Source organism: Pseudoalteromonas sp. SWYJZ12 (assembly GCF_015864395.1).
GTDB classification, from domain to species: domain Bacteria; phylum Pseudomonadota; class Gammaproteobacteria; order Enterobacterales; family Alteromonadaceae; genus Pseudoalteromonas; species Pseudoalteromonas arctica.
On record NZ_JADYXH010000019.1, the window covers coordinates 49,390 to 76,359 of the forward strand.

The following is a 26,970-nucleotide window of genomic DNA, read 5'->3' on the forward strand; positions in this document are numbered from 1 at the left end:
ATTAAAAAAACCAGCTTAATGCTGGTTTTTTATTATTTAACGTTTTAAATCAAAAACTCATTTTATGATGGGTTACATCATATTCACTGCCATTACTACTGGGCTTCTTATTCAATATAAAGTACTGAGTAAATTGTGTTTCACTCATTGCTGGCACTTTTTCATTCGAAAGTAGCTCGGCTAGTTGCGGTGTTGTATTACTGTGCCCAATAACAACAACTACACCTTTTAGTTTTAGTAACTCATTTTTTAAATCACTTAGCTCACCTGCGTTATACACATTTACGTCGGTATTAAAATATGCCTGCAAAGGGGCCGCTGTTTGTAACGTGCGTTTATAGTTGCTGCTGAAAATATGTATATTTTGATACTCTTTGAAAAAAGTAACTAAATTATTTGCACGTGCCTTTCCCACCTCTGAGAGCGCTGGATTTTTACCCGTTAACTTTTCGCTATGACGAAACAAATATATCTCATCAGGTGCTGCAAACACTAAACTACAATTGAATGACATGACTAAAAAAGTGATTGCTAATATTATTTTATTATTCATATTTTTTTACCTCGTTTGTATTCTAATAGCCTGTCGATAAATTCAGTCGTTAGCTCATTGATTACACCGGTTTCAGCATTAACTATTAAGCTAAAACCAATATTTAAGTGAGGAAATACAACCACATCACTTCTATAACCTTGCACCCAGCCACTATGATAGTAAAGTGTTTCATCAGCATAGTTATAAACGCGCCAACCTAACCCGTAATAAGCTTCATTAAGGTGTTTTTTCCACACCCTGCGATGCATTTCTTTTTTTGTATGTGTATAAGGGCGTGTTTGTTTTGCTAGAGTATCCAATGATAAAACATCAGGATATTGGCCCAGCTGCGCTCTTAACCAAATAGCCATATCACTTGCGCTAGCGTTCACACCCGCTGCAGGTCCCACTTTATAATAATTTTTTTTAAGCTTAGCGCTATACCAACGCTTTTTACCCCGCACATGAGGTAGAGCATAATTATTGTCATGCACCATTTGTTCAAAACCTAAGCTCGCATCACTCATTTTTAATGGCTCAAAAATAGCTTCTCGTAACCACTGTCCGTAACTTTTATCGGTGCTTTGTAATATCACATCGCCTATAAGACTAAACATAACGTTTTGATAGCCATAACATTCGCCGGGTTTGCAAATTGGTTTGACGCTAAGCAGCTTTTCAACAATACCTGGGTAATCCATACGAGATTCAATTAAATTGTCGTATGCATTAGGAACTAATCCACTTGAATGGCTTAAAAGATGAAACACCTTTAAATCATCTTGATAAACAGTCCCTTTAAAATCAGTTATGTATTCGCTAACAGGTTTATCTAATTCCAGTAGGCCGTTAGCAGCCAATTTAGCTGATAACGAGCCTGCAAATGTCTTCGAAACAGACGCGAGTCTAAACCGAGTATGCTTATTAACTTTTTGTCCACTTCGTGATTTAGTTACGCCCATGGTGTGGATGTAGTCTGAGTTGTTTATATTTACAATCGAAAGCGCTGCACCGGGTATACCTTTACTTTTTAATTTTTTTTGTGCGTAACGGCCGTACTTTTTTACAAATGCATCCCAATCAGGATCCGCTTTTGCTGCAAAACCCACAGAACTAAACAGCAAACACAAAGCAGATAGGCAATACGATAAAGAGTTGAGATACTTCATTTTTTATAAAATTTATCTTTTTAACTACATCTGCGCAGATAATATCATGAAGTTTTGTTTGTACTAACGTACAATACGACGATTATTTGGTTTTAAGCGAGTGTTTAGTACTTATGCGTTTTTTAGTTGTGTCACTTTTTATTTTATTATCAACTGGTTGTGCTATTACAAAGCAACCGGCCGAACCACTGGATATGCCATTAAAGCCAACATTAAAAAGTCAGACCTATCAACTTGAGTACACTACAGAGCACTCATCTCCAAAAGTTAAATCGGTTCAACTTCCTGCACATAAAGTAGTTAGAAACCAAACAGTAAAAATCATTACCGATAAGGCAAGCGTAACCGATAAACTTCTATCGCAAATTAGCCAAGCACTGAACGATAAACAACTAAAAGTAACAACTAAAAATAACAGTGACTACACACTGACTATTCAGCAACTCGATCTAACTTTCACAGACGATACTAAGTACGCAATAAAGCAACCAGAGAAGCCATTTAATTTATATTCAAATGTTGCCCAGCAATACCCAACACAGCAGTGCGCTGCAATATTTGCACAAGTTAGTATGCGTCTCACGCACAAGTCATCGGGTGATGTTGTTTGGTTTGCTAAATCTTCAATCGACAGCGCAAGTTTTCATCGTGAACCACTAATTTACAATTTCACTGAAGAGCAAAAAATCACAAATGAGCTTGAGGTTGTCGCTTTTATTCATCAGCAAAACACTGACGAGGCCCGTATTGAAAGACTTGGCAAAGATATTCAAATCCCTCAGTACAAAACGTTGTCAAAACTATCTAGCCTTACCAAACTTAGCGGTCCATGTAACAGAACAGAAGTAAGTGCATTAACACCTATGATGCAGTTTTACTTGAGTAGTATATTAATCGATAAAATTAAAGTTCAGTAAATTAGGGTCTGTTGATCTTTACGGATTAAAATTTGTTCAAACTAGGGGCTATTTAATCGCGGCGCGAGGTTTGTAACCTAGTGGGCTCGGTAACTGCTCCTGCGTTACCCTACTGGCTTACATCCATGTAAGAATAAGTAAAAACCGAGTAACAAAGAGTAAATAGCCCCTAGGAAGAACCCTTTGGGCAGCGCCTGTTTGGCATTAATGCTACGTTATCGCCCATTTGTGGGGAATAGCCACACTGCATAGGCTCTGCCTTGCCTAAATACCAAACAGACTGCTGCAAATTTAACCTTGAAAGATCAACAGACCTAACACTTACTACATTTTTTTACAGATTAAAGGAACGAATTAACAATATACTACGCTTAATAACAAATAATAATTAGGCCCTAAGGGATGAGAAACGCTTTGCTTAACCATACTTTACTGAGCATAACACTGCTTTTTTGCTGCATTTTTAGCACGTCGAGTATGGCAAGTAACCGCTATTATGCAGATAATACGTTAGAGCCAACCCAAGGCTTTGCGTGGGATTGGAGTGCTGGTGCGGGCTTTTATATTGAAGATTCTTACCTTGTCGGCATTGAGTCTTACGATAAAGGCGTTGAGCTCGACTTAAGTCTTGCTGTTTCCTACGATAAATTTTATCTTGATTTCGATCACAATCAACTCAGTGGCGGCCTTGTAATAGGCTACAGTCTTATAGATAAATTTGATTGGGGCCTAGATATATTAGGCACAAATACTCAAGCTGGATTTGACGAAAAAGGCCTCGGATTTTATAACCATGGTGTTATAAAAGAACTCCAAGGTATAAAAAAACGTAATTACGACTTTGACGTCGGCCTTCGACTTTCTCGTCGATTTGAAAATTCTCAATTCTCTTTTGAATACCTTCATGATGTATCTGGCGCGCACAATGGCTGGGTTATAAACAGCTTTTTTAGTCACATTTTACCATGGCGAAACTGGGAGTTTAGATCTGGTGTTGGTTTAAGCGCCTACTCTGCTGACTTTACCAATTATTACTTTGGCATTGATAGCGATGAAGCCACCAGCCTTCGCCCGATTTATAGCAGCAATGCCAGTACTAGTATTATTTTTGAGTTCCATGCTGAGTACCCAATAAGCCAAGATTGGGTGTTTTTATCCGGCTGGCTTACCACATGGTTTTCAAAAGAGATTGACGACAGTCCAATTATTTCCCAAGGATATCAACACAAAGCCAAGGTAGGCCTACGTTATGTATTTTAGATGGATCTGTGTATTACTGATCTTCCCCAGTACTTTTACTGTTAAAGCTCAGGAACCTCCTGAAGCACTCATAGCAGTTCCCGATACCTGCGTTGCATTGCGCGAAGGGCGAAATTGCTATGCTGACGTTACGCTAACGTGGGAGCAACCTATCATTGGTAATTACTGCCTACGTGACGCCACCTCAAAGTACATAATGCAATGTTGGCTCAAGCAACAGAGCGGTACTTTTAATTATGCATTTGATTCACAGCAAAGTATTTCATTTGAACTATTTGACAGCAATACCTCTAAAATAATTAGTATTGCCGAAGTAAAGCTTCAATGGGTATATCAAAACAGGCAAAAAAAGCGCCGCTGGCGACTATTTTAATACCAATCGCATTAAGGATATTTTCATGGATAACTATGGCACTATTTTACTCGTTGAAGACGATGTATCACTTGCTCAATGGGTTGCTGAATATTTAACAGAGCAAGGCTACACAACGCATGTTTGTCACAGAGGTGACGAAGTAATTAGCCAAGTCAAAACGTTAAATCCAAATATCGTGCTCCTTGATATTATGCTTCCAGGGCAAGATGGTATAAGCGTGTGTAGAGAACTTCGTAGTTTTTATAATTCGCCCATTATAATGCTCACCGCACGCGATGAAGAAATGGATGAGGTCATTGGTCTAGAAGTAGGTGCAAGCGACTACATAATGAAACCTGTACGCCCTCGTGCATTGCTAGCGCGTATAAAAGCAGCCCTTCGCCAAAATAATGAGCCAAATACTCCACACGTTAACGAGAGTGTTATTAATGTTGGTGCGCTTAGTATTGATACCGAATCTAGAAATGTAAAACTCAACGAGCAAGACGTAAACATATCAAGTGCTGAGTATTTACTGCTTCATTACCTTGCGAGCAATGCAGGCCAAGTGGTCTCGCGTGACGCTGTATTTAAAGCAACCAAAGGCAGAGAATACGATGGGCTTGATAGAAGTGTTGATGTACTTATTTCTGCACTTCGTAAAAAGTTTAATGATGATCCACAAAACCCTGAAAAAATTAAAACTATTTGGGGCCGTGGATATTTACTTGTTTCTACTGCGTGGTAATAAAGTGATGAATAAATAAATGAAAAAGTTTTATATATCGCTTCTAGGCAGTGCACTTTTATCTATTGTGGTATTGGGCTGGCTTATTGATGCTTTTAGTCAACAAGCGCATACCCCACAGGATGAATTTAGTCAGCAAAGTAAAATGATCATGGGTTTTAGCAAGCAGTTAGCTAACATACCCACATCTGAGCGCAGCGATTATGTAAAACAACTGGCGCTAGAGTTTGATGTTTTAATTGATTACAAACCTAATGAATCACTTGCTTTACCGCCTTCTTTATTATTACAAATGCACACGCCGGGTGGGCTGATTTTAGAAGATCAGCAAGGCTTTTATATGCTTTATAGCAGCGCTGTTTTAAATCCTTTTCACTTATCAATGCGTTTAGATAAAATTTTTGATAGCGAGCAACATAACGACATTATATTAACCTTGCTCTTTTACGCAGGCTTATGTGTATTTATGGGGTTTATTATTGCGCCCTTAGCTAAACGATTAACCGTGTTAAATGAAGCCGCTAAAAAGTTTGCCTCAGGTAATGTTCAAGCCCGAATAAAAGTATCGCATTTTACTTACATAAAAGACGTAGAGCTTACCTTTAACCGCATGGCCAGCCAAATAGAGAAACTTGTCGCCGAAAACAAGCTAATGGCTTCAAGTTTATCTCATGATATACGCACCCCTATCGCGTGCCTGCGATTTGGTTTAGATGCGGCATTAGATAGCCATGATGAGCAAAAAGTAAAACAGTATTTAACCCGTATGGAGAACGATTTAGACCATATGGAATCGATGCTTAGTAGCTATTTAGCTTTTGCTACTTTAGAGCAAAATGCTAATAAGCTGACCTATTCATCAACCAATATTAAATCCTACCTTGAAGATATTTTAGTGCAGCTTGCACCTAAGCTTGAAATGCAAATGCTCAACGTACAACTCAATAGTACCGATAAAACAATAAATGCAGATCTTCACTGGCTTGCTCGCGCAATTACTAACTTATTAACTAACGCATGTGATTTTGCAAGCCAGCATATTTACTTGAGCGCAAAGTTACACGAGCAACAGCTTATAATAACGGTAGAAGATGACGGCCCGGGTATCGCTCGAGAAAATTTTAGTAATGTATTTAGCCCATTTTTTAGGGAAGAAGATCACCGTAACAGAGCTGATAAAAGTTACGGCCTTGGTCTAGCTATTGTTGAAAAAGTAGCCGACTGGCATCATGGCAGTGTTAAAGTAAGTAAAAGTACCCAGCTAGGTGGTGCGTGTTTTACTCTCACTATTGCACAGCATCATAATTCGTAAAGCAATAGTTACAGACTGTAATTAACAATTATTAAACAAAATCAACTCGTTATTTTAAACGACTCGATAACAACAATTAAAATCGATGGTTATAACACACACTTTACTTATTAAATTGTGCTAGATCAGCAAATAAGCACTTTTTATTTTTTAACATTTCCAGTAGATTGTCACCGCCGTCACACAATAGAGAAGTACAATAATATGAGCGCAGTTAGAGGCGAGTTCAGCTCTCGCTTTGGTTTTATTATGGCCGCCGCGGGTTCTGCCGTTGGTTTGGGCAATATTTGGGGATTCCCTACACAAACAGCAAGTAATGGCGGTGCTGCATTTTTAGTCGCATATTTAGTGCTTGCGTTCTTTTTAGCCTACCCCGCTTTAATGGCTGAACTGATGATTGGTCGTCATGGCCAAGCAAATGCGGTTTCATCACTTCAAAAAATATCTAATAAGCCATGGCAAAAACACTTTGCCTTTATTGTTGGTTTTGGCGGTATTTTATGTGCTGGCTTTATATTAAGTTTTTACGCCATTGTTGCTGGTTGGATGCTCAGCGCTACAGCTGAACCCATAGCTACTCTTGTCGGTGCCGACACAGCATCGACATGGTTAAGTGATCAATCACTTACCCGAAACATCATATTCACTCTCGCCTTTATCGTACTAACTGTCGCTATTATCAGTAGAGGCGTTGAGAACGGTATTGAAAAATGGTCAAAACGTTTAATGCCCGCTCTTTTGGGGATTTTATTTGCACTTATTGCTTATGTAATGACCCAAGATGGCGCAATGGAGGGTTTAAAGGCTTACTTAGTTCCTGATTTTTCGTCTATTTTTGACGCAAAACTATTAGTTAGCGCACTAGGACAAGCTTTTTTCTCTTTATCGCTAGGTACTAGCGTAATGATTATTTACGGCTCGTACATTAGCAAAAAAGAAAATCTTGTTTCTTTAGGTGCCTATGTAACCCTTATTGATGTATTTATAGCCTTTGTAGCGGGTTTACTGATTATTCCGGCGATGTATGTAGCGCAAGCTCAAGGCGTTGAAATATTCTCGGCCTCAACAGGTAAATTACTCTCTGAAGATACGTTAGTATTTCAGGTACTCCCTGCTTTATTTGATGGAATGGGCGAAGTTGGCTTATTTGTGGGCTTTTCATTTTTTGCGTTAATGAGTATTGCCGCTTTAACGTCATCTATTTCAATGTTAGAGGCGCCAGTATCATACACTGTAGAACGCTTTGGGATGAAACGCGTTCAGGCAACCTGGTTGATTGGAGCTTTAATTGCTATCGTTAGCATTATAATTGTGTGTAATCTTAGCAGCTTATTTGGCTTAGTGATTACTTTAACTACAAAAGTAGCTCAACCTTTGCTTGGCCTGATGTGTTGTATATTTGTAGGCTGGATTTGGTACAGAAGCTCATTACTTAAAGCAATTAAAGAAGGTAATCCTGAGGTCCATAACACATTGTTTTGGAAAATATGGCCTTGGTATACCAAGTTTGTGTGTCCACTTGCTATTGGTATGGTGTTTTTACACTCACTCTTGAGCTAAATAATACCTTAACCTTAAAATAGTCTTAAATTAAAATAGCCCACATTAGTGGGCTTTTTTATAGCTGCTTAAATTGGATTTATTTAGTGAGTTTTAAAATCATATCTTGATGAGGTATACCGTCTTCTAAATATTCACTTTTATAATCCTCAAAGCCAAAAGAGCGGTAAAAATCAAGTAAGTAAGTTTGTGCACCTATATAAATATCTCGCTCAGGCCATTGTGCTTTGCAGCAGTCTATAGCTTTAGTAATAAGTAAAGTAGCATACCCATTACCACGCGCTCCTTCACTCACTAGCACGCGACCTATTGCGCTGTATTGCTCACTTTTGTCATAACAACGCGCATAAGTTTGTAGTTGCTCATTATCCAATGTATATAAATGCTGTGTATTTAAAGCAATATCTACATCATCAAGTTCAGGGTAAGGACATTTTTGCTCTACAACAAACACATCAACCCGCCCACGCATAATAATAAAAAGAGTCTGTGTATCAAGAGCGTCAAACTGCTCACATTTAAACTGCATATTAAATCCTATAAGCAAAAAACCCAGCTTAGGCTGGGTTTATTAAAATCACTCGCTAGCTTAGTTAGCTTATCTAAGTAAATAAGCGCTCTAGCTGATCACACAACTGCGATAGATTCACATGATCGTGCTCTATGGTCAAATCTACATAACCATCGCCTTTAAAGGCTCTGTCTAGCTCTATAAGCACATGTGTTTTATGTGCCTCTGGTACAAACGATAATTCAATCTCCTGAATGCCAAATAAGCTGCGGCTATTAGGTTTATACTCAAGTTCTTGGTAACACCCAGATAATGACTGAAAAGTTGAAGCCCGTAAGTGGCCTTTTTCTACGTCAGCTTTCATTAAACTAAAACCTAACTTTTCCATCGCTTGCATACACGTTTTAACCGCTTCATTAGGGTAAATGTGTAAATGGTCTTTATCTGTTGGGTCAAGTGCTAAGTCTATATCTAGGCCTGTTTCTAGCCATACATGTGATTGATTATAACCTGCATTAATTTCTGTAATAGGTGTTTCAGAATGAAGACGTGCTTCAAAAGGGATGTTTTTAACTTCGCCTGGCTCAATTGTACCAATATCTGTAATTCGCCATTGCTCAATTACATGATTAGTAAAATAATCGCCATCATCACCCGCAACTTTAACACGAGTCATTAATAATAAATCTAAGCCTGCGATATCTTGGCTAACATCTCCTGCTGTGATAACTATTTGTGCGTTAAAAAGTTGACCTGGTTGTAGGTGTTCAGTTTCTAAAATAGTGTCTACTTTTGCAGCACCAATACCTACCGACGCTAAAATCTTTTTAAACATATCTCTCTCCTTAAGCTGAGCTGCTCTATTATTTGCTCTGGCTTAAACTTCTTCGTTATCGCATCTTAACCATATTTAAAAGCTAATGTCAGTGAAAAAATGTTATTTACATACTATTTACGATTAAATAAGTGTTTAATGCGTATTTTTCATACGCAGCAAGGCAAGTAATTGATTAGACGCGTTCATTTTTAGGTCTATTATATTTTCAATGGCATAAATTTTTCGTTACACTGCAACACCAAATGAAGTGATATTAAGAATTATGGAACTAATCTATTTTGCTGCCGCGTTTGTTTGTGGTTTTGCCGTTTATCAATTAAAACTACCTCCTCTTATTGGATTTTTATTAGCAGGCTTTGCTTTAAATTTATCGGGATATAAAAGTACAGAGTTGCTCGATACAATTGCAGCACTTGGCGTAACCCTTCTTCTTTTTAGTATTGGCTTGAAACTTAAAGTTAACAGTTTAATTAAACCTCAAGTTTGGGCACCTGCAACATTGCATATCATTTTTAGCAGTGCGTTATTTAGTGGTTTTATGCTGTTACTTGGCGTATTCGCTATTCCACTATTTGTTGATTTAAGTTGGCAAAGTGCTTTATTAGTTGGGTTTGCGCTTAGCTTTTCAAGTACTGTATTTGCAGTAAAAGTGCTTGAAGAACGCGGGGAAATGGCAAGCTTACACGGTAAAATAGCCATTGGTATATTGGTAATGCAAGATATCTTTGCTGTTATCTTTTTAGCTATTAGCACCGGCAAAGTCCCAAATTTATGGGCAATTGCACTAATAATTGCTTTGCCTTTATTACGACCTGTAATGTATGGCGTGTTGAACCGATCTAAACATGGTGAACTATTACCATTGTTTGGTTTTTTCTTTGCTCTAGTTGCTGGTTATCATGCATTTGAATTTGCAGGCCTAAAAGGCGATTTAGGTGCATTAATAATAGGAATGATGTTTGCCCCTCACAAAAAGGCAGGCGAGCTATCAAAATCCCTACTTAATTTAAAGGACATATTGCTAGTTGGCTTTTTCTTAAGTATTGGTTTGAGCGCAGAGCTAACCACTAACTCCTTGATTGTTGCTATTATACTTATTTTAGTATTACCCGTTAAAATAGCGCTTTATTATATGTTCACTAATATATTTAAACTACGCGCGCGTACATCATTACTTACTGCTTTTAGCTTATCTAACTACAGTGAGTTTGGTTTAATTGTATGTGCAGTGGCTGCAACTACAGGCATGATCACCTCTGAATGGCTAGCTGTAATGGCAATTGCTGTTTCTATTACCTTTATAATTGCCTCCCCATTAAATAAACGTTCAAACGAGTTGTACGTCAAAATTGAGCACTGGTTATTAAAGTTCGAAAGCAAAACTCGTTTAGCTGAAGAGCTACCTGTTAACCTTAACGATACTAGAATAGTCATTTTTGGTATGGGACGTATTGGTACTGGTGCTTATGAGACTATCAACGCGACTCACCCAAATGTTGTTGCAGGTATAGATATAAAACCTGAGGTGGTAGATAAGCACGTAAACAGAGGCCGCAACGTCTTAATTGCTGATGCAACCGACCCTGACTTTTGGCAACGAGTAAATCACTCGCAAGTAGAAATGGTTATGCTTGCGATGCCAAAACACATGCAAAATATTTTTGCCTTAGAGCAACTACAAGCCTCCGGTTATAAAGGTCAAGTAACAGCTATTGCAAACTACCCTGATCAACAAAAAGAACTAGAAGAAATGGGTGTTCATTCTACTTATAACTTTTACCTAGAAGCCGGTAGTGGTTTTGCAGAGCACGTTAAACAAGAGCTATTTAACGAATAATTACTTTTTATAACGTCTATAAATAACAAGGCCTTAATCAGTTAAGGCCTTGTTATTAGTTTTTAAATAAAAAGCAATTCTATTTACATTCCTTTACAAGCCAATTCACCACAACAATGAAAAACAGGTAGACTAACTGTGTTGGTTAAATAAGAACCCATGTTCTAATAATAACTTAATTAGATCCCAGCTAATTAAAGTTCAACTAGGTTTATATCAATCAACATAAAATTATTAAATCAGAGGGCCTACTCCCTCGCAAAATAGGCTGTTTCTTGCCCGTCACAGCCTATTTTATATCTCTAAAATCCCTTACACTTACGCATACTTTAAATACATAAGTAGTTTTTATGGATCCAAAACAACTAAAAATAGCTATTAATACCATAATGCCGTTTGGAAAATATGCAGGACGGCCATTGCTTTTACTGCCAGAGCCTTATTTAGTCTGGTTTAATCAGCAAGGGTTTCCTGACTCAAAACTAGGTAGTCAACTTGCGATGATGTATGAGGTAAAACTAAATGGCCTTGAGCAAATGTTAATGCCATTACTTGAAAAAAATAAAAATAGTTGAGAACTTTTTCAAGTACTTGCGGTCTATTATATTGCTACTTGTTGATTTTGGTTTTTAACCGCAAAAAAAGCGCCTTTAGGCGCTTTTTTTATGTCTTTAATTTGAGGGGTAGATATACAATAAATTTAGCACCACCTAAGCTTGAGCTTTCTGCTTTACACTCTCCTTGGTGCCACGACACAATTTTAGCAACTATAGCGAGTCCTAAACCAAAACCACCGGTATCCTTGCCTCTACTTTTATCTAGTCGAGTAAAAGGTTTAAATACATTTTCTCGCTCAGCGGGAGCTATCCCCTCACCATCATCTTCAACAATCAATACGATGTGTTTTGTCTCTTGTAGCAATGAAATTTTGACTTGTTTATGGGTGTATTTGAGCGCATTGCCAATTAAATTTTGAAATACTCGCGCCATAAAGTGACTATCACAGTAATAATTTAAATGCTCAGGAAGGTTTACGGAGAGCGTTGTTCGGGCTTCAAAGTTTAGCTTTTCAACAGTTGTTTTTACCAGCCCAGCTAAGTCACAGTTTATTGGCTGTAAACTAGGTTGTTGAGAGTCTAATCGCGCGTATTCAAGCATTTCAGAAACTAGTGACTCAAGCTCGCTAATGTCTGTTTGCATGTTTGTTAAGTACTTCTCACCTTTTTCGTCAAGCATTTGTTCTTGCAGCATTACAATTGCAAACTTTAAACGTGCTAGTGGTGTTCTAAACTCATGCGACACCGATGAGGTAAGTTCTTGCTGCGCACTAAGTAAAAACTCAATACGTTGCTGCATTACCTTTAATGTATCAGTAATAGGTAAAAAGAAAGACTTAGAAGAGTCATTTAGTTGAAAGTCTTGCAAACCCTCTACCGCTTCACACGCTTTACGTAGCTTTGCAAAGTCGCGCCATAGTAAAAAGCTCCACAGCCCAACAGGTATACCTACAATAATAAGTAGTAATAAATACGGCCAAACAGAAGATGATTCCTGCGTTAATACACCTACCGGTCCTACTTGAAGTAATGAATCATTACCGAGATCTACATACCAAACAATGCGTTGTTGCTTATCGTATAAGTATAAGTAGTGGTTTTGGTTGAGCTGCGATTGTTGTTTTTGAGGGAGTATTAAATCACGTCGTTCAATCACTTTACTTTCAAAGTTGTGCTTTAACTTTTTAAGACCATTTGAAGTTTGTGAGAGCAACCAGAGTGATTGCCCAAACTCATCATCTAAGAAGACCTGTTGTTGCGACTCTTCGTAAGGCCACAATTGCTCTATAACACCGCTCACTACAAACAAAGAAACGATGATATATAAATATAAGCTGGTAAACAGTTTTCCCATTAAAGCCGACTAACCTTAAATAGTTCTAAAGATCCCATGCATCAGAAACAAATAAGTAGCCTTGTCCCCATACAGTTTTTATACGATATGGCTTATCGCTGTTGTCGCCTAATTTTTTACGAATTCGTGATACGCGTACATCCACCGTTCTATCAAGTCCATCGTATTGGCGACCAATCATATGTTGGTGCACATGTTCTCGACTTAGTACTTCACCCGCATTTGACGCTAATAGCCATAGTAACTCAAACTCGTGCGAAGTTAATACAATCTCCGAATCACTTAGTTTTACAATACGACTTGTTTTATCAATGACTAAATCACCAAACTGGAGCTCTTCGCTTGATTTTACCATGGGTTGTCCACGACGCAGTAATGCATTAATTCGCGCTAGTAATACACGTGGCTCTGCTGGTTTTATTACATAATCATCAGCGCCAAGCTCTAAGCCAAGTACTTGGTCGAAATCTTCACCTTTAGCAGTCAACATTAAAATTGGTAGAGTAAATTTATCTCTTACTTGGCGGCAAACGCTAAAGCCATCTTTACCTGGCAGCATAACGTCTAAAATCATTAAATCGGGTGTATTGTTTTCTAAGTAATTAAACACTTCGTCACCACGGTCTAATACTTCGACTTCAAGGCCATTATGTTCAAGGTAATCTTTTGTTAGTTGTTGTAAACCGAGATCATCTTCAACAAGTAAAATTTTTGGCATTAGTTGCTCCTAAATTAAAAAAAGCTCCACGGAGAGCGAAGCCTACGCCTATTTTTTTTAGCATGGGCGCTTTGTACTTCAACCTGTGTTTTTGCTATTAACACACCCGTATGAGGATTGATTAAGGAGTATATGGTCTCCACCTGAACACGCGCTTTATAATTAAATTGCCCAGAAAGTTGTTGCTCCCAGCATTGAAGCCGTTGCTCTTGCTGATACAAACAGACATCACTGTAGGCGTTTAATTGCCATTTAAATTGTAAATCAAGATCGCAAAAACCCTGCTGTTCAGAGACAACGCAGACTTTTGGAGAAACACTAAAAAAAGGGGGTTGTGCCACACTAAAACCACTAAAAAAAGCGGTAATAAAGACAACTAATATTGAATACTTCATATTAAAAAGTACGATCGAATCCTATAAATGCAGTCATTGAATAAGTACGTTCGAAGAGCGGACTGCCATCCATAGCCGAATAGTCGTAATATGCTACATGAAAACGAAGAGAGTCAGCCTTACTCAGAGGCCAACGGGCGTCGATTTTAGCATAAGGTTGCCAACTACTACCAACGTCTATTTTGCCAAATTGAGTTTCACCCTCATTAAGTCCATAAAAATAGCTATTTAGTTCCGCAGATTTATAGTTTATTCCAAGTGTTGGCTTTATTTTGAGCTTTCCTATCACAGTATGATACTGCCACTGTAATGCTGCGCGTACACCTCGATAAACATCGGTTATATCATGCAGAGCCTGAACCGAAAAAACATGGTCTTCATTTACATAGTGATATGCAATACCCGCATCAAGTGCAATTTGCCGTTTATGTAAATTATCAATATCAACATAGCGAGATGACGAGGCTTCATCTTGCATTACGAACTGATTGTTGAGGGCACTACTTTGTAGTGTAAATACATTTTTAGGGTGCCAGTCTATAAAAAAGCGAGACTCAGAGTTGAGTTCACCAACTAGATTAAAGTGATGTTTAGGGGTTTGCAAAAATGAATAACCAAGACGGCCATTATCAAAAAACCATTGCTCTGCATAAAACGCAACTTGAGGAATAAGCACGAGCGGAATATTATCTCCACCATACAAAGGGTTGGTTATAACTCCAGCCCCCACGCTTAAACTCAAATGCAGACGATCGGTTGTTATATCTTGCTCTGTATAATCGTCAGCATGCTTGCTTGCCTGTGTTGCTTGCACCGAAAGGCAAACAAACAAAGTGCTAAAACATAGAGCTGTTAATAATGAGAAGGCATACCGCATCAGCGTAAATCAAAGTATCAAAATAAGTGAGTTCCCCATACTAGCAAGGTCTTTTTAAACTAGCTCTAGCTGGTTACAATTATTCACAATTTGTATACAAAAATGTTAACTTTATGCTTTTCGGACTATTTATCTTTCAAGGTAGTTGTGTCTAAGGACTATATTTTGAGTTGCTTGTGTAATTTTTGACTAATAGTACTTTAAGATACTTTGAAAATGAGGCACTACGTAGCAAATGCAATTATTCAAATAAAAAATTACTAAGAGCTAACTCGCTACAGCTCTATTGGGTTTTACCTGCTTGTTTACCAAAACTGAAGTTGGATTAAATCGCCCTAAATTGAGCGGCTTTAACCCAAATAAATCAGAAACCTCTGGCACTTATTAAATATCAGGGGCTATTTCTATACGATTTCGTCCATGTGTTTTGGCAATGTATAAGGCTCTATCTGCACGCTCAACTAAAACAGAACTATTTGTAAATGGCCGTAAAATTGCTAAGCCAAAACTTGCTGAAATAGCACGTTTTGCAGTTACATCATGCTTTTTACGAATCGCCAATTTTGCTATTGCTAAACGAATACAATCTGCAAATGCTATTATATCGTTAATAGTGTCAAAGTAGGCTGTTATGCAAAACTCCTCGCCACCATATCTATACACATTTGCAGCTTCAGTTGTATTTTCTCTCACTTTTTTAGCAACTAGCCTAAGCACTTCATCACCCTTTTGATGGCCAAAATCATCGTTAAAGCGCTTAAAATGATCAATATCAAACATAATGAGTACGGCAAGAGAGTCTTCTTGCGCTTGCTCTGAGTATTCGAGGCAAAAGTTTACAATATCAGAATCAAACTTACCTCGATTATAAAAACCCGTAAGCGTGTCGGTATCGGCTGCTTCCTTTGAAATATTGAGTGCTTCTTTTAAATCTTTTATTTCATTGTAGGCAACGGCTAATTTAGTCTGAAACTCCCGAGCATAATCTTGCATTGCAATAGAATCGTCAGTTAAACGCTCAACACAACCTAGTATCTCATTGTAAGAGTTTACATCAACAAGCATATTTAATTCATTTTGTGAGTCAACTAAACTCGTCGTAAAGCTTTTAGAGTGATCAAGCGTTGTGCTTATATCTTGCTGAACTTGCTCCATAGTTGTATGAAATTTTTCAGTCATTTCTTGAAAAAAAACGAGATCGTCTTGCGTTAAATGTTTATCAAAAATTTCTTTTGCTTTGTCTTGTGAACATGTTTGTTGCAGAGCAATAACATGGTCTAACTCAGCATTTAATGAAGGTTTGTTTCCTTGAATATAACAGTACCAAATTGCATAGTTGATGGGTGTAACCGGCATTCGGTATTTTACCATCAAAGGAATCGCCTTTTTTAGGCATTGAGCAGAATGAGCAAGTGATACGGCGTGGTTCATAAATAAACTCTCAAGCGTCATTGTTTTTATTATTAGCGCTCAATGTTAAGTAATAGTAAACTTATACGCAACCTATATTCATACTATTTAACTAACTTGCTTATTCTCTGCGCGCATTAAATCGCTTTTGCATCTAAAGTTTGCGCAATATTCCACAAAGCACTGATTGCAGGGTCATTTAACTCTTTCCTTAATACTGCCAAACCAATATCAAACCCATCAGGCGCTTGCATTTTTGGTGTTAGTATTTGTACTTTATCTTGCAGCGGGCTGTTATCTAGCACTATTTTAGGGACCATTGCGACACCTAATCCTAAGCTCACCATAGATACCATTGCTTCGTGCCCAGCAACTTGTGCGTAAATTTTCCCGTGAATATTATTTTTGCGCCACCAGTGTTCTAACCTTTGGCGAGAAAAACCTTGTTCTGGCACAATAAATTCTAAATCAGACCAATTAATGTCATCACCATTCTGCGTTAGTTTTTGTGTGATCGGGCATTGAATTTTTGGTCCAATTAATAAAAGTGGAGAATGCCCTATATCTACAAAAGCAATTTGCGCCGGTAACTTATTTGGCTTAGCTGCAATAGCCATTAATTCATGCCCATCTAACACACGGTTTATAGCAAGTGCAGGGTCGCCTGTATTTAATGTTATTTCTATATACTGATGCTGCGCACGAAGCTGCTCTAATATTTGATGTAAAAAACTATAAGATGCAGTAACCGAGCAATAGATACTTACTTTGCCGTAAATATGTTGTTGTGGGTCTTTCACATTCGTTTTAAAACGCTGCCAATTAGCAAGCGTTGCTGTGGCGTAATCAATAAACGACTCACCCTCACGCGTTAATTTAACACTGCGGTTATCGCGTACAAATAATGCAACACCTACCTCTTCTTCCAAGTGTTTTATATTGCGGCTTAAAGTGGGTGCGCTTATATGACAAAGCTCGCTTGCGCGTCCAAAATGAAGTGTTTTAGCCAGTGCTAAAAAGTAGTTTAAATGTTTATGATCCATGCCAAACCCAGTATTTCATATTATGAAACACTTTAATTCAAATATATCATTTTACGCAAGCAACGATTTTACATATGGTGTTTGTAAGCGCAATAAATCTTGCGCATCTAACAAACATGACTTTATAGGACACTAACAATGGCGAATTATTTCAATACCTTACCTTTACGCGAGCAATTAGCGCAATTAGCGCAATGTGAATTTATGGACGCAGGCGAATTTGCCGATGGCGTTGACGCACTTAAAGGTAAAAAACTAGTTATTGTAGGCTGTGGCGCACAAGGTTTAAACCAAGGCTTAAACTTACGTGACTCTGGTTTAGATGTTTCTTACACATTACGTGCTTCAGCTATTTCTGAGCGTCGCCAATCATTTTTAAATGCGTCTGAAAACGGCTTTACTGTTGGTACTTATGAAGAATTAATTCCTACCGCTGACGTAGTACTTAACTTAACGCCAGATAAACAACATACCGCTGTAGTAAGTGCAATTATGCCACTTATGAAAAAAGACTCTACACTTGCTTACTCTCATGGTTTTAATATCGTTGAAGAAGGCATGCAAGTACGTGAAGACATTACTGTAATCATGGTTGCACCTAAGTGTCCTGGTTCTGAAGTACGTGAAGAATACAAACGCGGTTTTGGTGTACCAACTCTGATCGCAGTTCACCCAGAAAATGACCCTCAAGGTCTTGGTTTAGCACAAGCTAAAGCGTATGCAGCGGGTACTGGCGGACATCGCGCAGGTGTACTTAAATCATCATTTATTGCTGAGGTTAAGTCTGACCTAATGGGCGAGCAAACCATTTTATGTGGCATGTTACAAACTGGCTCTATTTTATGTTTTGATAAAATGGTAGAAAAAGGCGTTGATGCGGGTTATGCATCAAAACTAATTCAATACGGCTGGGAAGTAATTACCGAAGCACTTAAGTACGGTGGCGTTACTAACATGCTTGACCGCCTTTCAAACCCAGCAAAAGTAAAAGCGTTTGAACTAAGTGAAGAGCTAAAACTAATTATGCGCCCGCTTTATAATAAGCATCAAGATGACATCATCGACGGCACTTTCTCACGCACTATGATGGAAGACTGGAATAACGATGACGTAAACTTACTTAAATGGCGCGCAGAAACAGCAGAAACTAACTTTGAAAAGACCCCTGCTGGCGATGTAGAAATCTCTGAACAAGAATTTTTTGATAACGGTATTTTAATGGTAGCAATGGTTAAAGCAGGTGTTGAACTTGCATTTGAAACCATGACAGCAGCCGGCATTATCGAAGAGTCAGCTTACTACGAGTCATTACACGAAACGCCATTAATCGCCAATACTATTGCGCGTAAAAAGCTTTTTGAAATGAACCGTACTATCTCTGATACTGCAGAATACGGCTGTTATTTATATAACCATGCATGTTTACCATTACTTGCTGATTTTATGAAAAACGTTGATACAGACATTATAGGTAAAGGCCTTGGCGAGCACAGTAACCAAGTTGATAACCAAACATTAATTCAAGTTAACGCTGCATTGCGCGAACACCCAGTTGAGAAAGTAGGTGCTAAATTACGTGGCTACATGTCAGCAATGAAAAAGATTGTTTAACCCTAAACAGTAAATGTTTCGCTTGTTAGAAACCAAGCCCGTATGCTTTTTGCATGTGGGCTTTTTTATGCTCATTCATAAAACTTTAATCATCCAACGCTACCTTTTATCCATCCCTTTATAGGCAATATTTAGATCAAAATAAATAATGTGCTAATATAGTCCTCTACTCAGTTGTAAAATTAATTAATATCATGACGATACAAAACCTTTCTATTACTCAAAAAATCACAGCTTTAGGCAGTGCTATTGCTATATGTGTAGCCGCGCTTATTGGCTTGACCTCTTTATACAGCTCAGAAGATATAATTGAGCAACGTATGATTGAGTCAGAGCTCCCTAGTAAACTGCAAACAATCAGCAATCACATAGGCGGTGAAATCAACGAGTTACTCGGTGCTGCTCAGCAACTATCATCAAACGAATTTATTTTACAATGGGCTCAATCAAACAACCAAGACGATACATTACTATTAAAAGAATTAAATCGCGTTGCCCAGCAATACGATTTAGCCACAGCATCTTGGGCAAATAGAGACACTGCACAGTATTGGAATCAGAATGGGTTTTTGCGTGTGTTAAAAAACGATGCAGCCGATGGCTGGTTTTTTGCTTTTAAGCAATCAAAACAGCCCTACTCTATTAGTATTTATCAAGAGTCAGCCAATGATGTGAAAATGTTTGTAAATCATCAGCAGGCTAATGGTACTGGTTTAGCAGGTCTTGCAAAAAGCATCACTGATATGCAAAAGCTATTACAGCAATTTAAAATTGAGCAAACAGGCTTTGTATTCATTGCAGATAAAAGTGGATTGATTCAGCTTCATAAAGATGCAAGTAAAGTAGCTAAAGCAAATATTGATGATTTGTATACTGCAAATATCCACAGCCAACTATTTAATAGTAATGGCTTTGCACTAGAAGAAATTAATTTAAATGGCGAACCGACACTTGTAGCTGCTACGCCTATTAAAAACACCGATTTATATGTTGTAGCTCAAGTACCAAAAAGTGAAGTTTTCGCAAGTGTAAATACCTTACAATGGCAAATTTTTACCTTTACGATAATTACAGCATTGGTTGCTAGTTTGATTAGTTACTTACTTGCACGCTCACTTTCATCTCCACTTTCTAAAATGGCTGAGTTATTTTCACGATTAGGCTCAGGCGATGCAAATTTAGCGTACCGCTTACCAGAATCGAGCCAACCAGAGCTTAACAACCTAAGTAATGGCTTTAATCAGTTTATTAACAAAATAGAAACAGCCATTACTCAGGTTGCAAGCGAAAGCCACGATATACGTCAAAGCTCTGATCATGTATTTGAACAAGCCAAACGAAATTCTCAAGCAATAGATCACCAAAAAGAACAAACAATATCTGTCGCAGCAGCAATCAACGAAATGGGCGCCACAGTACAAGAAATAGCGCAAAGCGCAGCAAATACAGCTAAGTTAACCGATAACAGCCGCGAAAACACCATTCAAAGTCACAAACAAGTACTCCAAAGCCAAGCAACTATATCAGCCCTTGCCAGCGATATTGATGGCATAACAGAGCAAGTTACTTTGCTTTCTAAAAAAACGGTTGATATTGCAAGTATTGTTGACTCAATTAGAGGCATATCGGATCAAACTAATCTACTTGCTTTAAATGCTGCAATTGAATCTGCTCGCGCAGGTGAACACGGACGCGGCTTTGCTGTTGTTGCTGATGAAGTACGTGCACTGGCAAACCGTACATCGCAATCAACCACCGAAATTCAATCTATGATTGAAGAGCTTACAAGAATATCTGACGATGTAGTTAACGATATTGGTCAATCGAAAGATAAAGCTCAGCAAAGCGTTGGTGCTATGCAAAGCTCTGTTGAATTACTTGATACAATAACCGAAACAGCAAATGAGATAAACGATATGGCTACGCTCATAGCGACTGCAACTGAGCAGCAAAGTAATGTGGTTGCCGATGTAAGTCGTAATATTGAGCAGATTAGCGAAATTAGCGATAAAGCAATGAGCGAACAAATCAATACAGAGCAAGCGATTCGCGACTTAGCAAACAGCGCACAAACACTTGATGCACTTGTAGCTACCTTTGAAAAGCATCGCTAAGCGACTCTAATATTACACGCCAGCTATGAGCAAAAACTATATTCGAAGATAGTTTTTGCTCATAGCTAATATGCTTAATTTATACAAACTAAGTGTTTTCACTATCGCCGCTATTAAACGCTAAAACGTACGCTTCCTTTTTAGCTCTAGGAAGCTTTTTTAATTGATACTCAAGCTTACTTGCTTCACTTTTATTACCTACTTGTTGTTGATGGATAAGTAAAAGAGGCCCTTTTCCTCTAAGGTTTTTAGCTCCTTTACCAGCCTGATGAGTTGCAAAGCGTTTTTCAACATTAGTCGTGATCCCTGTGTACCAATGACCAAATCGTGTTTCAACTATATATAAAAACCAAGTAGACTCAGTTTTTAAAATATTCGTTTCAATATGCTGTAAACTTTTTTCATTATCAGTGGTCAAAACATTACCTTAACGCCCTTAACATAAAACAATTGCTTAAAAGGGTTTTACCTTCAGTGACTAATCGGTATCATGCAGATTATAAAAAATAAGGATCACAACTAACAATGCAGTCGTTAAAAACTTTTTCTCTTTGGCTTATCGTCGCTTTAACACTTAGCTCAGCAGCAGGTTGCTCTAGCTGGGTATACCGAATTAACATCCCACAAGGCAACTTTTTAGAGCAATCGGATGTTGAAAAACTTCGTGTAAATATGACCCGAGAGCAAGTTGTTTATGTATTAGGTAGACCTATTGCCGAGGACGCCTTTGATAACAATACTTGGCGCTATATTTACAGCTTTAATAAAGGCCGTAAAAACGAGCAAAATAAAGAGTTAGTAATTAACTTTGAAAATGAAAAGTTAGTTTCAATCTCAGGTGATTATGACCAACCTGAAAACTTTACTACACCGCTAGAGCAATAAACGTCTCAGGTAGTAAAAAAGGTGAGCATGGCTCACCTTTTTTATTGGTTTACTTAAAAAGCTTTTACCATTTTAAACGACGTTAACATGTGATTTAATCTGTTAAATTGTTCGAAGTTTATGCCGATTGGTATTACTTCTCGAGTGGGCGACCACCCGTTATTTTATTCGCACGCCCCTCTTCTTTTGCTTTTTCTGCACGTTTTCTGCGGGCATCTTTAGGATCTGCAATTAATGGACGGTATATTTCTATACGGTCACCGTCTTTTAATTCATAGTTAGCTTTTACAGTTCGATTCCACACGCCTAACGTTAGCGATGTGGCATCTATTTCTGGGCACTTTTCTATAATACCTGACTGAATAACAGCTTGCTCGACTGTCGTCCCTTGTGGCACTTCAATTGATAAACACGTGGCCGTGGTCGGTAATGCAAAGACCACCTCAACATTAATCATACTCGCGCTCCATAAACCTGTTTTGCACGTTGAGTAAATGCACTCACCATATTTTTTGCTACATCGTTAAAAATTTTTCCAAAGGCAAGCTCTATTAACTTACTTGAAAATTCAAACTCTAGGTGCAAATGAACCTTACATGCTTTGGCGTCTAGCTCTTGAAAATGCCAGCGCCCTTTTAACGTCTTAAACGGACCATCAACAAGGCGCAGTAACACGGTTTGTTCATCAACAAAGGTGTTTTCGGTGGTAAACCACTTTTTTATACCCGCCTTAGATATTTCTAAACTCGCGGTCATGTTATTATCGTGCTGTGAAACAATTTTTGAGTCTGAGCAATTTGGTAAAAACTGTGAATAAGCTTCTACATCATTAACTAGATCAAACATCTCTTTAGTGCTGTACATAACCAGCGCACTTTTTTCTATTTGTGGCATACTCACTCCCAACTGTGTGGGCGAATTTTAGCAAGCTTTGCGCGTTTCCCCAAATTTTCATGCTGCTTAAATTAAAGCTAAATTTTTAAAAGCATTATTAAAAAAATCGATGTAAAACATCTCACATTACGTATATTATAGGGCACTATGGCTAAGAAAAATTCATCAAAATCGACAAGTAATACCATCGCGCTAAACAAAAAAGCGCGACATGAGTATTTTTTACACGATAAGTTTGAAGCGGGTGTTGAACTACAAGGCTGGGAAGTTAAAAGTATCCGAGCTGGTAAAGTAAATATCACAGAAACTTATATTCATCTTAAAAATGGCGAAGCATTTTTACTTGGCAGTCAAATTCAGCCACTTATAAGTGCATCGACCCACGTAATTTGCGACCCGCTACGTTATCGTAAATTGCTATTAAGCAGACGCGAACTTGACCGTTTATTCGGTGCTACAGAGCGCGATGGCTATTCTTTAATAGCTACAGCGATGTACTGGAAAAAATGCTGGGTAAAACTTGAGTTTCATTTGGCAAAAGGTAAGAAATTACACGACAAACGCGAAGACGGTAAAGATAAAGACTGGTCGCGTGAAAAAGAACGCTTAATGAAGCATAAAGCATAAATAAAAACGCCTAATTTATTAGGCGTTTTTAATTTTACTTATATAAAAGCTCAAATAATACCAATTCTCTTAATTAAATAATCTATTATGAGATAAGAAAATAGTGTCGATAACAAGACAAAACTTGTTATACCAATCTGCTTATATATGGGGTCTATTTAACGTTAAGAAAATTACGCTAGAACTAGGCAAAAATTTTTATATCTAGTTGTTCTAAATAAAAAATTTTTAACGACGTTATAGTGCAATTTAATTCGTTAAATTGATCAAAGATTTATGCAGGTTGATATTACTTAGCCATTATCAGCAATTACTCCTGCATTACCCCACCTCCTGTATCTAGCAGTCGTAAATCAAAAAAATTCAATGCCTTTAGCATCAGCTTTAACCCCCTCAAATTGATTAAGTATTATCGCAAATTGGTATTACATAATTGAATAAATTAAAAGCAGAAAAACAAACATAAGTTTTAATTTATAGAAATAAATTATTACAAATTATTTTAATCATTAGCTATTCCATACATGGCTTCATCTAGCTATATAACAATTATTAACCCTATGTCCTATTCACGCTTAGTTTCACCTAGAAAACAAAGTATAAATAAGGTCATAAAACCCACAAAAAAGCATTGAAACTAATACTTAAATCACAAATCAAGCTAATTGATAACACTTAAGTTACATGGTATTAATACCTGCGCTTGTTAAGCAAATAATTTTACAATATATCAACAAGGACTTAAGGATGAAGCAATCAACTGCATTTACACCAAGCATTATTGTGGGCGCAACACTCGCATTATCAGCAGGTTTTACAACAACAGCCTACGCAGCAGAAGAAGCCAAAAAAGTAGAGCGAATTCAGGTTACTGGTTCTCGTATTAAGCGAACTGATATTGAAGGACCTTCTCCGGTACAATCAATCGGTAGAGCTGAAATCGAAAACATGGGTTACGATAATTTACAGCAACTTCTAGAAAGAATGCCTGTAGCAGGTAGCGGTACTTTCTCTACTCGTGGTAACAACCAAGATTCAACCGCTAACGGTTCAGCTGCAGTAAGCTTACGTGGCTTAGGAGCCGATGCAACACTGGTATTAATTAATGGTCGCCGTGTATCAATTAGTGCCTTTGCTGAAGGTATCACCAACTCATTTGTAGATATTAACAGTATTCCTGTTTCTGCTATTGAGCGTATCGACATACTAAAAGATGGCGCTTCAGCTATCTATGGCTCAGATGCAGTAGCGGGTGTAGTTAACGTTATCTTAAAGAAAGATATTGATGGTGTTGAGATTAACCTAGGCTATGGCGGTACAGATGGTCCAAATTATGAAGAAACAACAGCAAGCCTAGTTTGGGGTACAACAAGCGAAAAAAGTAGTGCATCTGTTATTATCGATTACTTTAAAAACACATCTCTTTCTTCTGATGAAATGGGCAGCCTTGGCACTGCAAACCAAGCACCTTATGGTGGTGAAGATTTCCGTTCATCTCGTGGTTTCCCAGGCTACTTTATTGTCGATGACGTTAAAACAATCGACCCAGCCTGTCCTGCTGAAAATGCAACTTCAAGTGGTAGCTGTTTATTTGATTACGGCCCATATGGGTATGTTGCCCCAGCATCGGAGCGTGTAGGCGCTATTTCACAATTTGAATACCGCTTTGATAACGGTATTACTGGCTTTTTAGAAATGGCTGTTCAGCATAATAGCTCTGTCGCGGCAGGCGCACCAACACCACTTGATGAAGATGCAGGCCTTACGGTACCCGCTAATCATCCAAACAATCCATTTGGTGAAGACATTCAAATCGGACGTTACCGTACAGTAGATGCAGGCGCTCGCCAATGGGACATTGAATCAGACACCTTACGCTTCGTTGCAGGGTTGAAAGGCGAAATAAACGATTGGAGCTGGGAGACAGCGGTACAAAAAGGTCGCAGTAAATCACTACAAACAGGCGATCGTACACAAGGCTGGGTACGCACTGACTTTCTACAACAAGAAATTGATGCTGGCAGATATAACCCATTTGGCGGCACATATAACGACCCAGCTGTAATTGACAGAATCACAACCAGCTTAGTGCGTCGTGGTGAGTCTCATATGACCTCTTTTGACGCTAACATTACAGGTGAAGCGTTTAGTTTTGGTGGCGAAGCTGTAATGATGGCCGCCGGTATTGAGTACCGTGAAGAAGATGTAAATGATATCCCTGATGATCAATTTCAACGTGGCTTAATATTTGGTACTGAATCAGTATCAGCTTCTGCTGATCGTGAACAATACGCTGCATATGTTGAGTTCTCAATCCCACTTGCTGAAAACCTCGAACTGCAATTAGCCGGTCGTTACGATGATTATAGCGACTTTGGTACAACAACAAATCCAAAAATAGCTCTGCGCTGGGCACCGACTGATGAAGTAACGGTTCGTGGTTCTTGGGCGCAAGGCTTTAGAGCGCCTTCGTTAGCGCAAATAGGCTTAGGTCCATCACAAAAAAGTCAATTTTTTGTTGATACACAGCGCTGTGAACAAACAGGATTAGATTGCCAAGCACTTGATTACAACATTGAGTTCTCTGGTAACCCTGATTTACAAGCAGAAGAGTCAGAATCATGGAACGTGGGCGTTATCTGGGCACCAACAGCTGAGTTTGGTTTAAGTGTTGATGTATGGAGCATTACTCAAGATAATAAAATCGATGAAGAAGAATTTGGTCCTATTTATGCTGCAGAATGTGGTAACCAAAATAGTACCGTATGTGTTCGTTTAGCTCCTACAGGCGGAGCAAGCTTAGGCACAATACAAAAAATACACAGCACATTTAAAAATTTATCATCGCAAGAAGTGTCTGGTGTTGATGTTTCAGCAAACTATAACCACTCTCTTGATGACTTAGGTTTACTTAAATTTAATTTAGAGTGGGCATATCAAGATAAGTTTGAAAAAGATGGTCGTGATTACACGGGTGAATATGGCTACCCAGAGCATCGCTTTATTTTCTCAACCAACTGGGAAATTGGTGAGTTTAACACCAATGTAAATATCAGTTATGTAGGCGAATTTGAAGATACACCTGATATCGACTTTGATGGTAATTTAGACTTTGATAGCAATACTTCACGTATGATTGACTCGCAAACGCTTGTTGATTTACAAACGTCGTACCGTATTACTGAATCAGCTAAAATATCTTTAGGTGTTAATAACTTATTTGATGAAGAGCCACCATTTGCAATTGGTGATGGCGATGGCGATTTATACGGTTATGCATCAGCTGTGCATAATCCTCGTGGCCGCTACTTGTACACTAAAGTAAGCTTTTCTTTCTAAATAAAAGACACAAAAAAACCGCCAATTGGCTAACACCATTCAGTTAAGCATGCTTTGACTTAATGGTGTACCGAGTTTTTGAAATTCGAACGGTCCTACTTTTG

26 protein-coding genes are annotated in these 26,970 nt (G+C 38.2%); 13 read left to right on the forward strand and 13 right to left on the reverse strand.

The window, feature by feature from the left end:
- Positions 1-49 precede the first annotated feature (49 nt).
- On the reverse strand, positions 50-553 hold the full coding sequence (locus I6F42_RS16550; protein WP_165739750.1) for a histidine phosphatase family protein: 504 nt from the start codon (positions 551-553) through the stop codon (positions 50-52).
- The gene (locus I6F42_RS16555) at positions 550-1,704 is read right to left on the reverse strand and encodes a serine hydrolase (RefSeq protein WP_197152842.1); all 1,155 of its coding nucleotides are present in this window, start codon (positions 1,702-1,704) and stop codon (positions 550-552) included. The genes I6F42_RS16550 and I6F42_RS16555 overlap by 4 nt, the downstream gene beginning before the upstream one ends.
- Positions 1,705-1,817: 113 nt before the next feature.
- On the opposite strand from I6F42_RS16555, the gene I6F42_RS16560 reads away from it, so the two are divergent.
- The 6 genes from I6F42_RS16560 to I6F42_RS16585 all read left to right on the forward strand — a co-directional run bounded on the left by I6F42_RS16560 (position 1,818) and on the right by I6F42_RS16585 (position 7,856).
- The gene (locus tag I6F42_RS16560) at positions 1,818-2,621 is read left to right on the forward strand and encodes a hypothetical protein (RefSeq protein ID WP_021031980.1); all 804 of its coding nucleotides are present in this window, start codon (positions 1,818-1,820) and stop codon (positions 2,619-2,621) included.
- 477 nt (positions 2,622-3,098) lie between these two features.
- Entirely contained in the window at positions 3,099-3,881 is a 783-nt protein-coding gene (locus I6F42_RS16565) for a MipA/OmpV family protein (protein ID WP_010553867.1), read from the forward strand.
- On the forward strand, positions 3,871-4,254 hold the full coding sequence (locus I6F42_RS16570; protein WP_007586617.1) for a DUF3019 domain-containing protein: 384 nt from the start codon (positions 3,871-3,873) through the stop codon (positions 4,252-4,254). Before I6F42_RS16565 ends, I6F42_RS16570 begins: the two co-directional genes overlap by 11 nt.
- A gap of 25 nt (positions 4,255-4,279) precedes the next feature.
- Complete coding sequence (locus I6F42_RS16575) at positions 4,280-4,984, forward strand: response regulator transcription factor (protein ID WP_010553868.1); 705 nt, start codon at positions 4,280-4,282, stop codon at positions 4,982-4,984.
- A gap of 19 nt (positions 4,985-5,003) precedes the next feature.
- On the forward strand, positions 5,004-6,296 hold the full coding sequence (locus tag I6F42_RS16580) for a HAMP domain-containing sensor histidine kinase (RefSeq protein ID WP_165736184.1): 1,293 nt from the start codon (positions 5,004-5,006) through the stop codon (positions 6,294-6,296).
- A gap of 204 nt (positions 6,297-6,500) precedes the next feature.
- Positions 6,501-7,856 (forward strand): sodium-dependent transporter, encoded by a 1,356-nt coding sequence (locus tag I6F42_RS16585; protein ID WP_197152843.1) that lies wholly within the window; start codon positions 6,501-6,503, stop codon positions 7,854-7,856.
- A 79-nt stretch (positions 7,857-7,935) separates the two neighbouring features.
- Here the strand turns inward: I6F42_RS16585 and I6F42_RS16590 are convergent, their stop codons facing one another.
- Complete coding sequence (locus I6F42_RS16590) at positions 7,936-8,385, reverse strand: GNAT family N-acetyltransferase (protein WP_010553871.1); 450 nt, start codon at positions 8,383-8,385, stop codon at positions 7,936-7,938.
- Positions 8,386-8,458: 73 nt separating this feature from the next.
- Positions 8,459-9,202 carry a sporulation protein gene (locus I6F42_RS16595; protein WP_007586609.1) on the reverse strand — a complete coding sequence of 248 codons (744 nt, stop codon included), beginning with the start codon at positions 9,200-9,202 and terminating at the stop codon, positions 8,459-8,461.
- A gap of 265 nt (positions 9,203-9,467) precedes the next feature.
- Here I6F42_RS16595 and I6F42_RS16600 point away from each other — a divergent pair, with 265 nt between their 5' ends.
- The gene (locus tag I6F42_RS16600) at positions 9,468-11,042 is read left to right on the forward strand and encodes a cation:proton antiporter family protein (RefSeq protein ID WP_165725392.1); all 1,575 of its coding nucleotides are present in this window, start codon (positions 9,468-9,470) and stop codon (positions 11,040-11,042) included.
- A 350-nt stretch (positions 11,043-11,392) separates the two neighbouring features.
- Entirely contained in the window at positions 11,393-11,617 is a 225-nt protein-coding gene (locus tag I6F42_RS16605) for a DUF3820 family protein (RefSeq protein WP_007586607.1), read from the forward strand.
- 88 nt (positions 11,618-11,705) lie between these two features.
- Here I6F42_RS16605 and I6F42_RS16610 read toward each other — a convergent pair whose 3' ends face one another.
- The 6 genes from I6F42_RS16610 to ilvY form a co-directional block, all read right to left on the reverse strand.
- On the reverse strand, positions 11,706-12,953 hold the full coding sequence (locus I6F42_RS16610; protein ID WP_197152844.1) for an ATP-binding protein: 1,248 nt from the start codon (positions 12,951-12,953) through the stop codon (positions 11,706-11,708).
- Between the two features lie 25 nt (positions 12,954-12,978).
- Positions 12,979-13,671 (reverse strand): response regulator, encoded by a 693-nt coding sequence (locus I6F42_RS16615; protein WP_007584133.1) that lies wholly within the window; start codon positions 13,669-13,671, stop codon positions 12,979-12,981.
- Positions 13,672-13,685: 14 nt separating this feature from the next.
- Entirely contained in the window at positions 13,686-14,066 is a 381-nt protein-coding gene (locus I6F42_RS16620; protein ID WP_180961420.1) for a DUF3019 domain-containing protein, read from the reverse strand.
- A gap of 1 nt (position 14,067) precedes the next feature.
- A complete protein-coding gene (locus tag I6F42_RS16625; RefSeq protein ID WP_197152846.1) occupies positions 14,068-14,880 on the reverse strand; it encodes a MipA/OmpV family protein in 813 nt (270 codons plus the stop codon).
- Positions 14,881-15,327: 447 nt separating this feature from the next.
- Positions 15,328-16,374: a GGDEF domain-containing protein gene (locus I6F42_RS16630; protein WP_180961421.1), complete on the reverse strand. Its 1,047-nt coding sequence runs from the start codon at positions 16,372-16,374 to the stop codon at positions 15,328-15,330.
- A 116-nt stretch (positions 16,375-16,490) separates the two neighbouring features.
- Positions 16,491-17,396, reverse strand: coding sequence for an HTH-type transcriptional activator IlvY (gene ilvY, locus I6F42_RS16635; protein ID WP_007584128.1), 906 nt, complete (start codon positions 17,394-17,396; stop codon positions 16,491-16,493).
- Between the two features lie 138 nt (positions 17,397-17,534).
- Here ilvY and ilvC point away from each other — a divergent pair, with 138 nt between their 5' ends.
- Entirely contained in the window at positions 17,535-19,007 is a 1,473-nt protein-coding gene (ilvC, locus tag I6F42_RS16640) for a ketol-acid reductoisomerase (protein ID WP_010553877.1), read from the forward strand.
- A 194-nt stretch (positions 19,008-19,201) separates the two neighbouring features.
- Positions 19,202-21,121: a methyl-accepting chemotaxis protein gene (locus I6F42_RS16645; RefSeq protein ID WP_197152848.1), complete on the forward strand. Its 1,920-nt coding sequence runs from the start codon at positions 19,202-19,204 to the stop codon at positions 21,119-21,121.
- Positions 21,122-21,209: 88 nt separating this feature from the next.
- On the opposite strand, the gene I6F42_RS16650 is transcribed toward I6F42_RS16645, so the two are convergent.
- Positions 21,210-21,539 carry a GIY-YIG nuclease family protein gene (locus tag I6F42_RS16650; RefSeq protein WP_182196598.1) on the reverse strand — a complete coding sequence of 110 codons (330 nt, stop codon included), beginning with the start codon at positions 21,537-21,539 and terminating at the stop codon, positions 21,210-21,212.
- Positions 21,540-21,646: 107 nt separating this feature from the next.
- Here I6F42_RS16650 and I6F42_RS16655 point away from each other — a divergent pair, with 107 nt between their 5' ends.
- Complete coding sequence (locus I6F42_RS16655) at positions 21,647-22,006, forward strand: outer membrane protein assembly factor BamE (RefSeq protein ID WP_004335706.1); 360 nt, start codon at positions 21,647-21,649, stop codon at positions 22,004-22,006.
- A gap of 133 nt (positions 22,007-22,139) precedes the next feature.
- On the opposite strand, the gene I6F42_RS16660 is transcribed toward I6F42_RS16655, so the two are convergent.
- Together I6F42_RS16660 and I6F42_RS16665 are read right to left on the reverse strand one after the other, a co-directional pair.
- Positions 22,140-22,463: an RnfH family protein gene (locus I6F42_RS16660; protein WP_007584122.1), complete on the reverse strand. Its 324-nt coding sequence runs from the start codon at positions 22,461-22,463 to the stop codon at positions 22,140-22,142.
- A complete protein-coding gene (locus I6F42_RS16665; RefSeq protein ID WP_007584120.1) occupies positions 22,460-22,900 on the reverse strand; it encodes a type II toxin-antitoxin system RatA family toxin in 441 nt (146 codons plus the stop codon). The genes I6F42_RS16660 and I6F42_RS16665 overlap by 4 nt, the downstream gene beginning before the upstream one ends.
- A gap of 147 nt (positions 22,901-23,047) precedes the next feature.
- On the opposite strand from I6F42_RS16665, the gene smpB reads away from it, so the two are divergent.
- Both smpB and I6F42_RS16675 read left to right on the forward strand, forming a co-directional pair.
- The gene (gene smpB, locus I6F42_RS16670) at positions 23,048-23,527 is read left to right on the forward strand and encodes an SsrA-binding protein SmpB (RefSeq protein WP_010553883.1); all 480 of its coding nucleotides are present in this window, start codon (positions 23,048-23,050) and stop codon (positions 23,525-23,527) included.
- A 747-nt stretch (positions 23,528-24,274) separates the two neighbouring features.
- Positions 24,275-26,866: a TonB-dependent receptor gene (locus I6F42_RS16675; RefSeq protein WP_197152850.1), complete on the forward strand. Its 2,592-nt coding sequence runs from the start codon at positions 24,275-24,277 to the stop codon at positions 26,864-26,866.
- The last annotated feature ends 104 nt before the right edge of the window (positions 26,867-26,970 follow it).

Coding starts and splice junctions, on each gene's coding strand:
- I6F42_RS16550 (WP_165739750.1), bottom strand. CDS start 553: ATGAATAATAAAATAATATTAGCAATCACTTTTTTAGTCATGTCATTC.
- I6F42_RS16555 (WP_197152842.1), bottom strand. CDS start 1,704: ATGAAGTATCTCAACTCTTTATCGTATTGCCTATCTGCTTTGTGTTTG.
- I6F42_RS16560 (WP_021031980.1), top strand. CDS start 1,818: ATGCGTTTTTTAGTTGTGTCACTTTTTATTTTATTATCAACTGGTTGT.
- I6F42_RS16565 (WP_010553867.1), top strand. CDS start 3,099: ATGGCAAGTAACCGCTATTATGCAGATAATACGTTAGAGCCAACCCAA.
- I6F42_RS16570 (WP_007586617.1), top strand. CDS start 3,871: ATGTATTTTAGATGGATCTGTGTATTACTGATCTTCCCCAGTACTTTT.
- I6F42_RS16575 (WP_010553868.1), top strand. CDS start 4,280: ATGGATAACTATGGCACTATTTTACTCGTTGAAGACGATGTATCACTT.
- I6F42_RS16580 (WP_165736184.1), top strand. CDS start 5,004: ATGAAAAAGTTTTATATATCGCTTCTAGGCAGTGCACTTTTATCTATT.
- I6F42_RS16585 (WP_197152843.1), top strand. CDS start 6,501: ATGAGCGCAGTTAGAGGCGAGTTCAGCTCTCGCTTTGGTTTTATTATG.
- I6F42_RS16590 (WP_010553871.1), bottom strand. CDS start 8,385: ATGCAGTTTAAATGTGAGCAGTTTGACGCTCTTGATACACAGACTCTT.
- I6F42_RS16595 (WP_007586609.1), bottom strand. CDS start 9,202: ATGTTTAAAAAGATTTTAGCGTCGGTAGGTATTGGTGCTGCAAAAGTA.
- I6F42_RS16600 (WP_165725392.1), top strand. CDS start 9,468: ATGGAACTAATCTATTTTGCTGCCGCGTTTGTTTGTGGTTTTGCCGTT.
- I6F42_RS16605 (WP_007586607.1), top strand. CDS start 11,393: ATGGATCCAAAACAACTAAAAATAGCTATTAATACCATAATGCCGTTT.
- I6F42_RS16610 (WP_197152844.1), bottom strand. CDS start 12,953: ATGGGAAAACTGTTTACCAGCTTATATTTATATATCATCGTTTCTTTG.
- I6F42_RS16615 (WP_007584133.1), bottom strand. CDS start 13,671: ATGCCAAAAATTTTACTTGTTGAAGATGATCTCGGTTTACAACAACTA.
- I6F42_RS16620 (WP_180961420.1), bottom strand. CDS start 14,066: ATGAAGTATTCAATATTAGTTGTCTTTATTACCGCTTTTTTTAGTGGT.
- I6F42_RS16630 (WP_180961421.1), bottom strand. CDS start 16,374: ATGAACCACGCCGTATCACTTGCTCATTCTGCTCAATGCCTAAAAAAG.
- ilvY (WP_007584128.1), bottom strand. CDS start 17,396: ATGGATCATAAACATTTAAACTACTTTTTAGCACTGGCTAAAACACTT.
- ilvC (WP_010553877.1), top strand. CDS start 17,535: ATGGCGAATTATTTCAATACCTTACCTTTACGCGAGCAATTAGCGCAA.
- I6F42_RS16645 (WP_197152848.1), top strand. CDS start 19,202: ATGACGATACAAAACCTTTCTATTACTCAAAAAATCACAGCTTTAGGC.
- I6F42_RS16655 (WP_004335706.1), top strand. CDS start 21,647: ATGCAGTCGTTAAAAACTTTTTCTCTTTGGCTTATCGTCGCTTTAACA.
- I6F42_RS16660 (WP_007584122.1), bottom strand. CDS start 22,463: ATGATTAATGTTGAGGTGGTCTTTGCATTACCGACCACGGCCACGTGT.
- I6F42_RS16665 (WP_007584120.1), bottom strand. CDS start 22,900: ATGCCACAAATAGAAAAAAGTGCGCTGGTTATGTACAGCACTAAAGAG.
- smpB (WP_010553883.1), top strand. CDS start 23,048: ATGGCTAAGAAAAATTCATCAAAATCGACAAGTAATACCATCGCGCTA.
- I6F42_RS16675 (WP_197152850.1), top strand. CDS start 24,275: ATGAAGCAATCAACTGCATTTACACCAAGCATTATTGTGGGCGCAACA.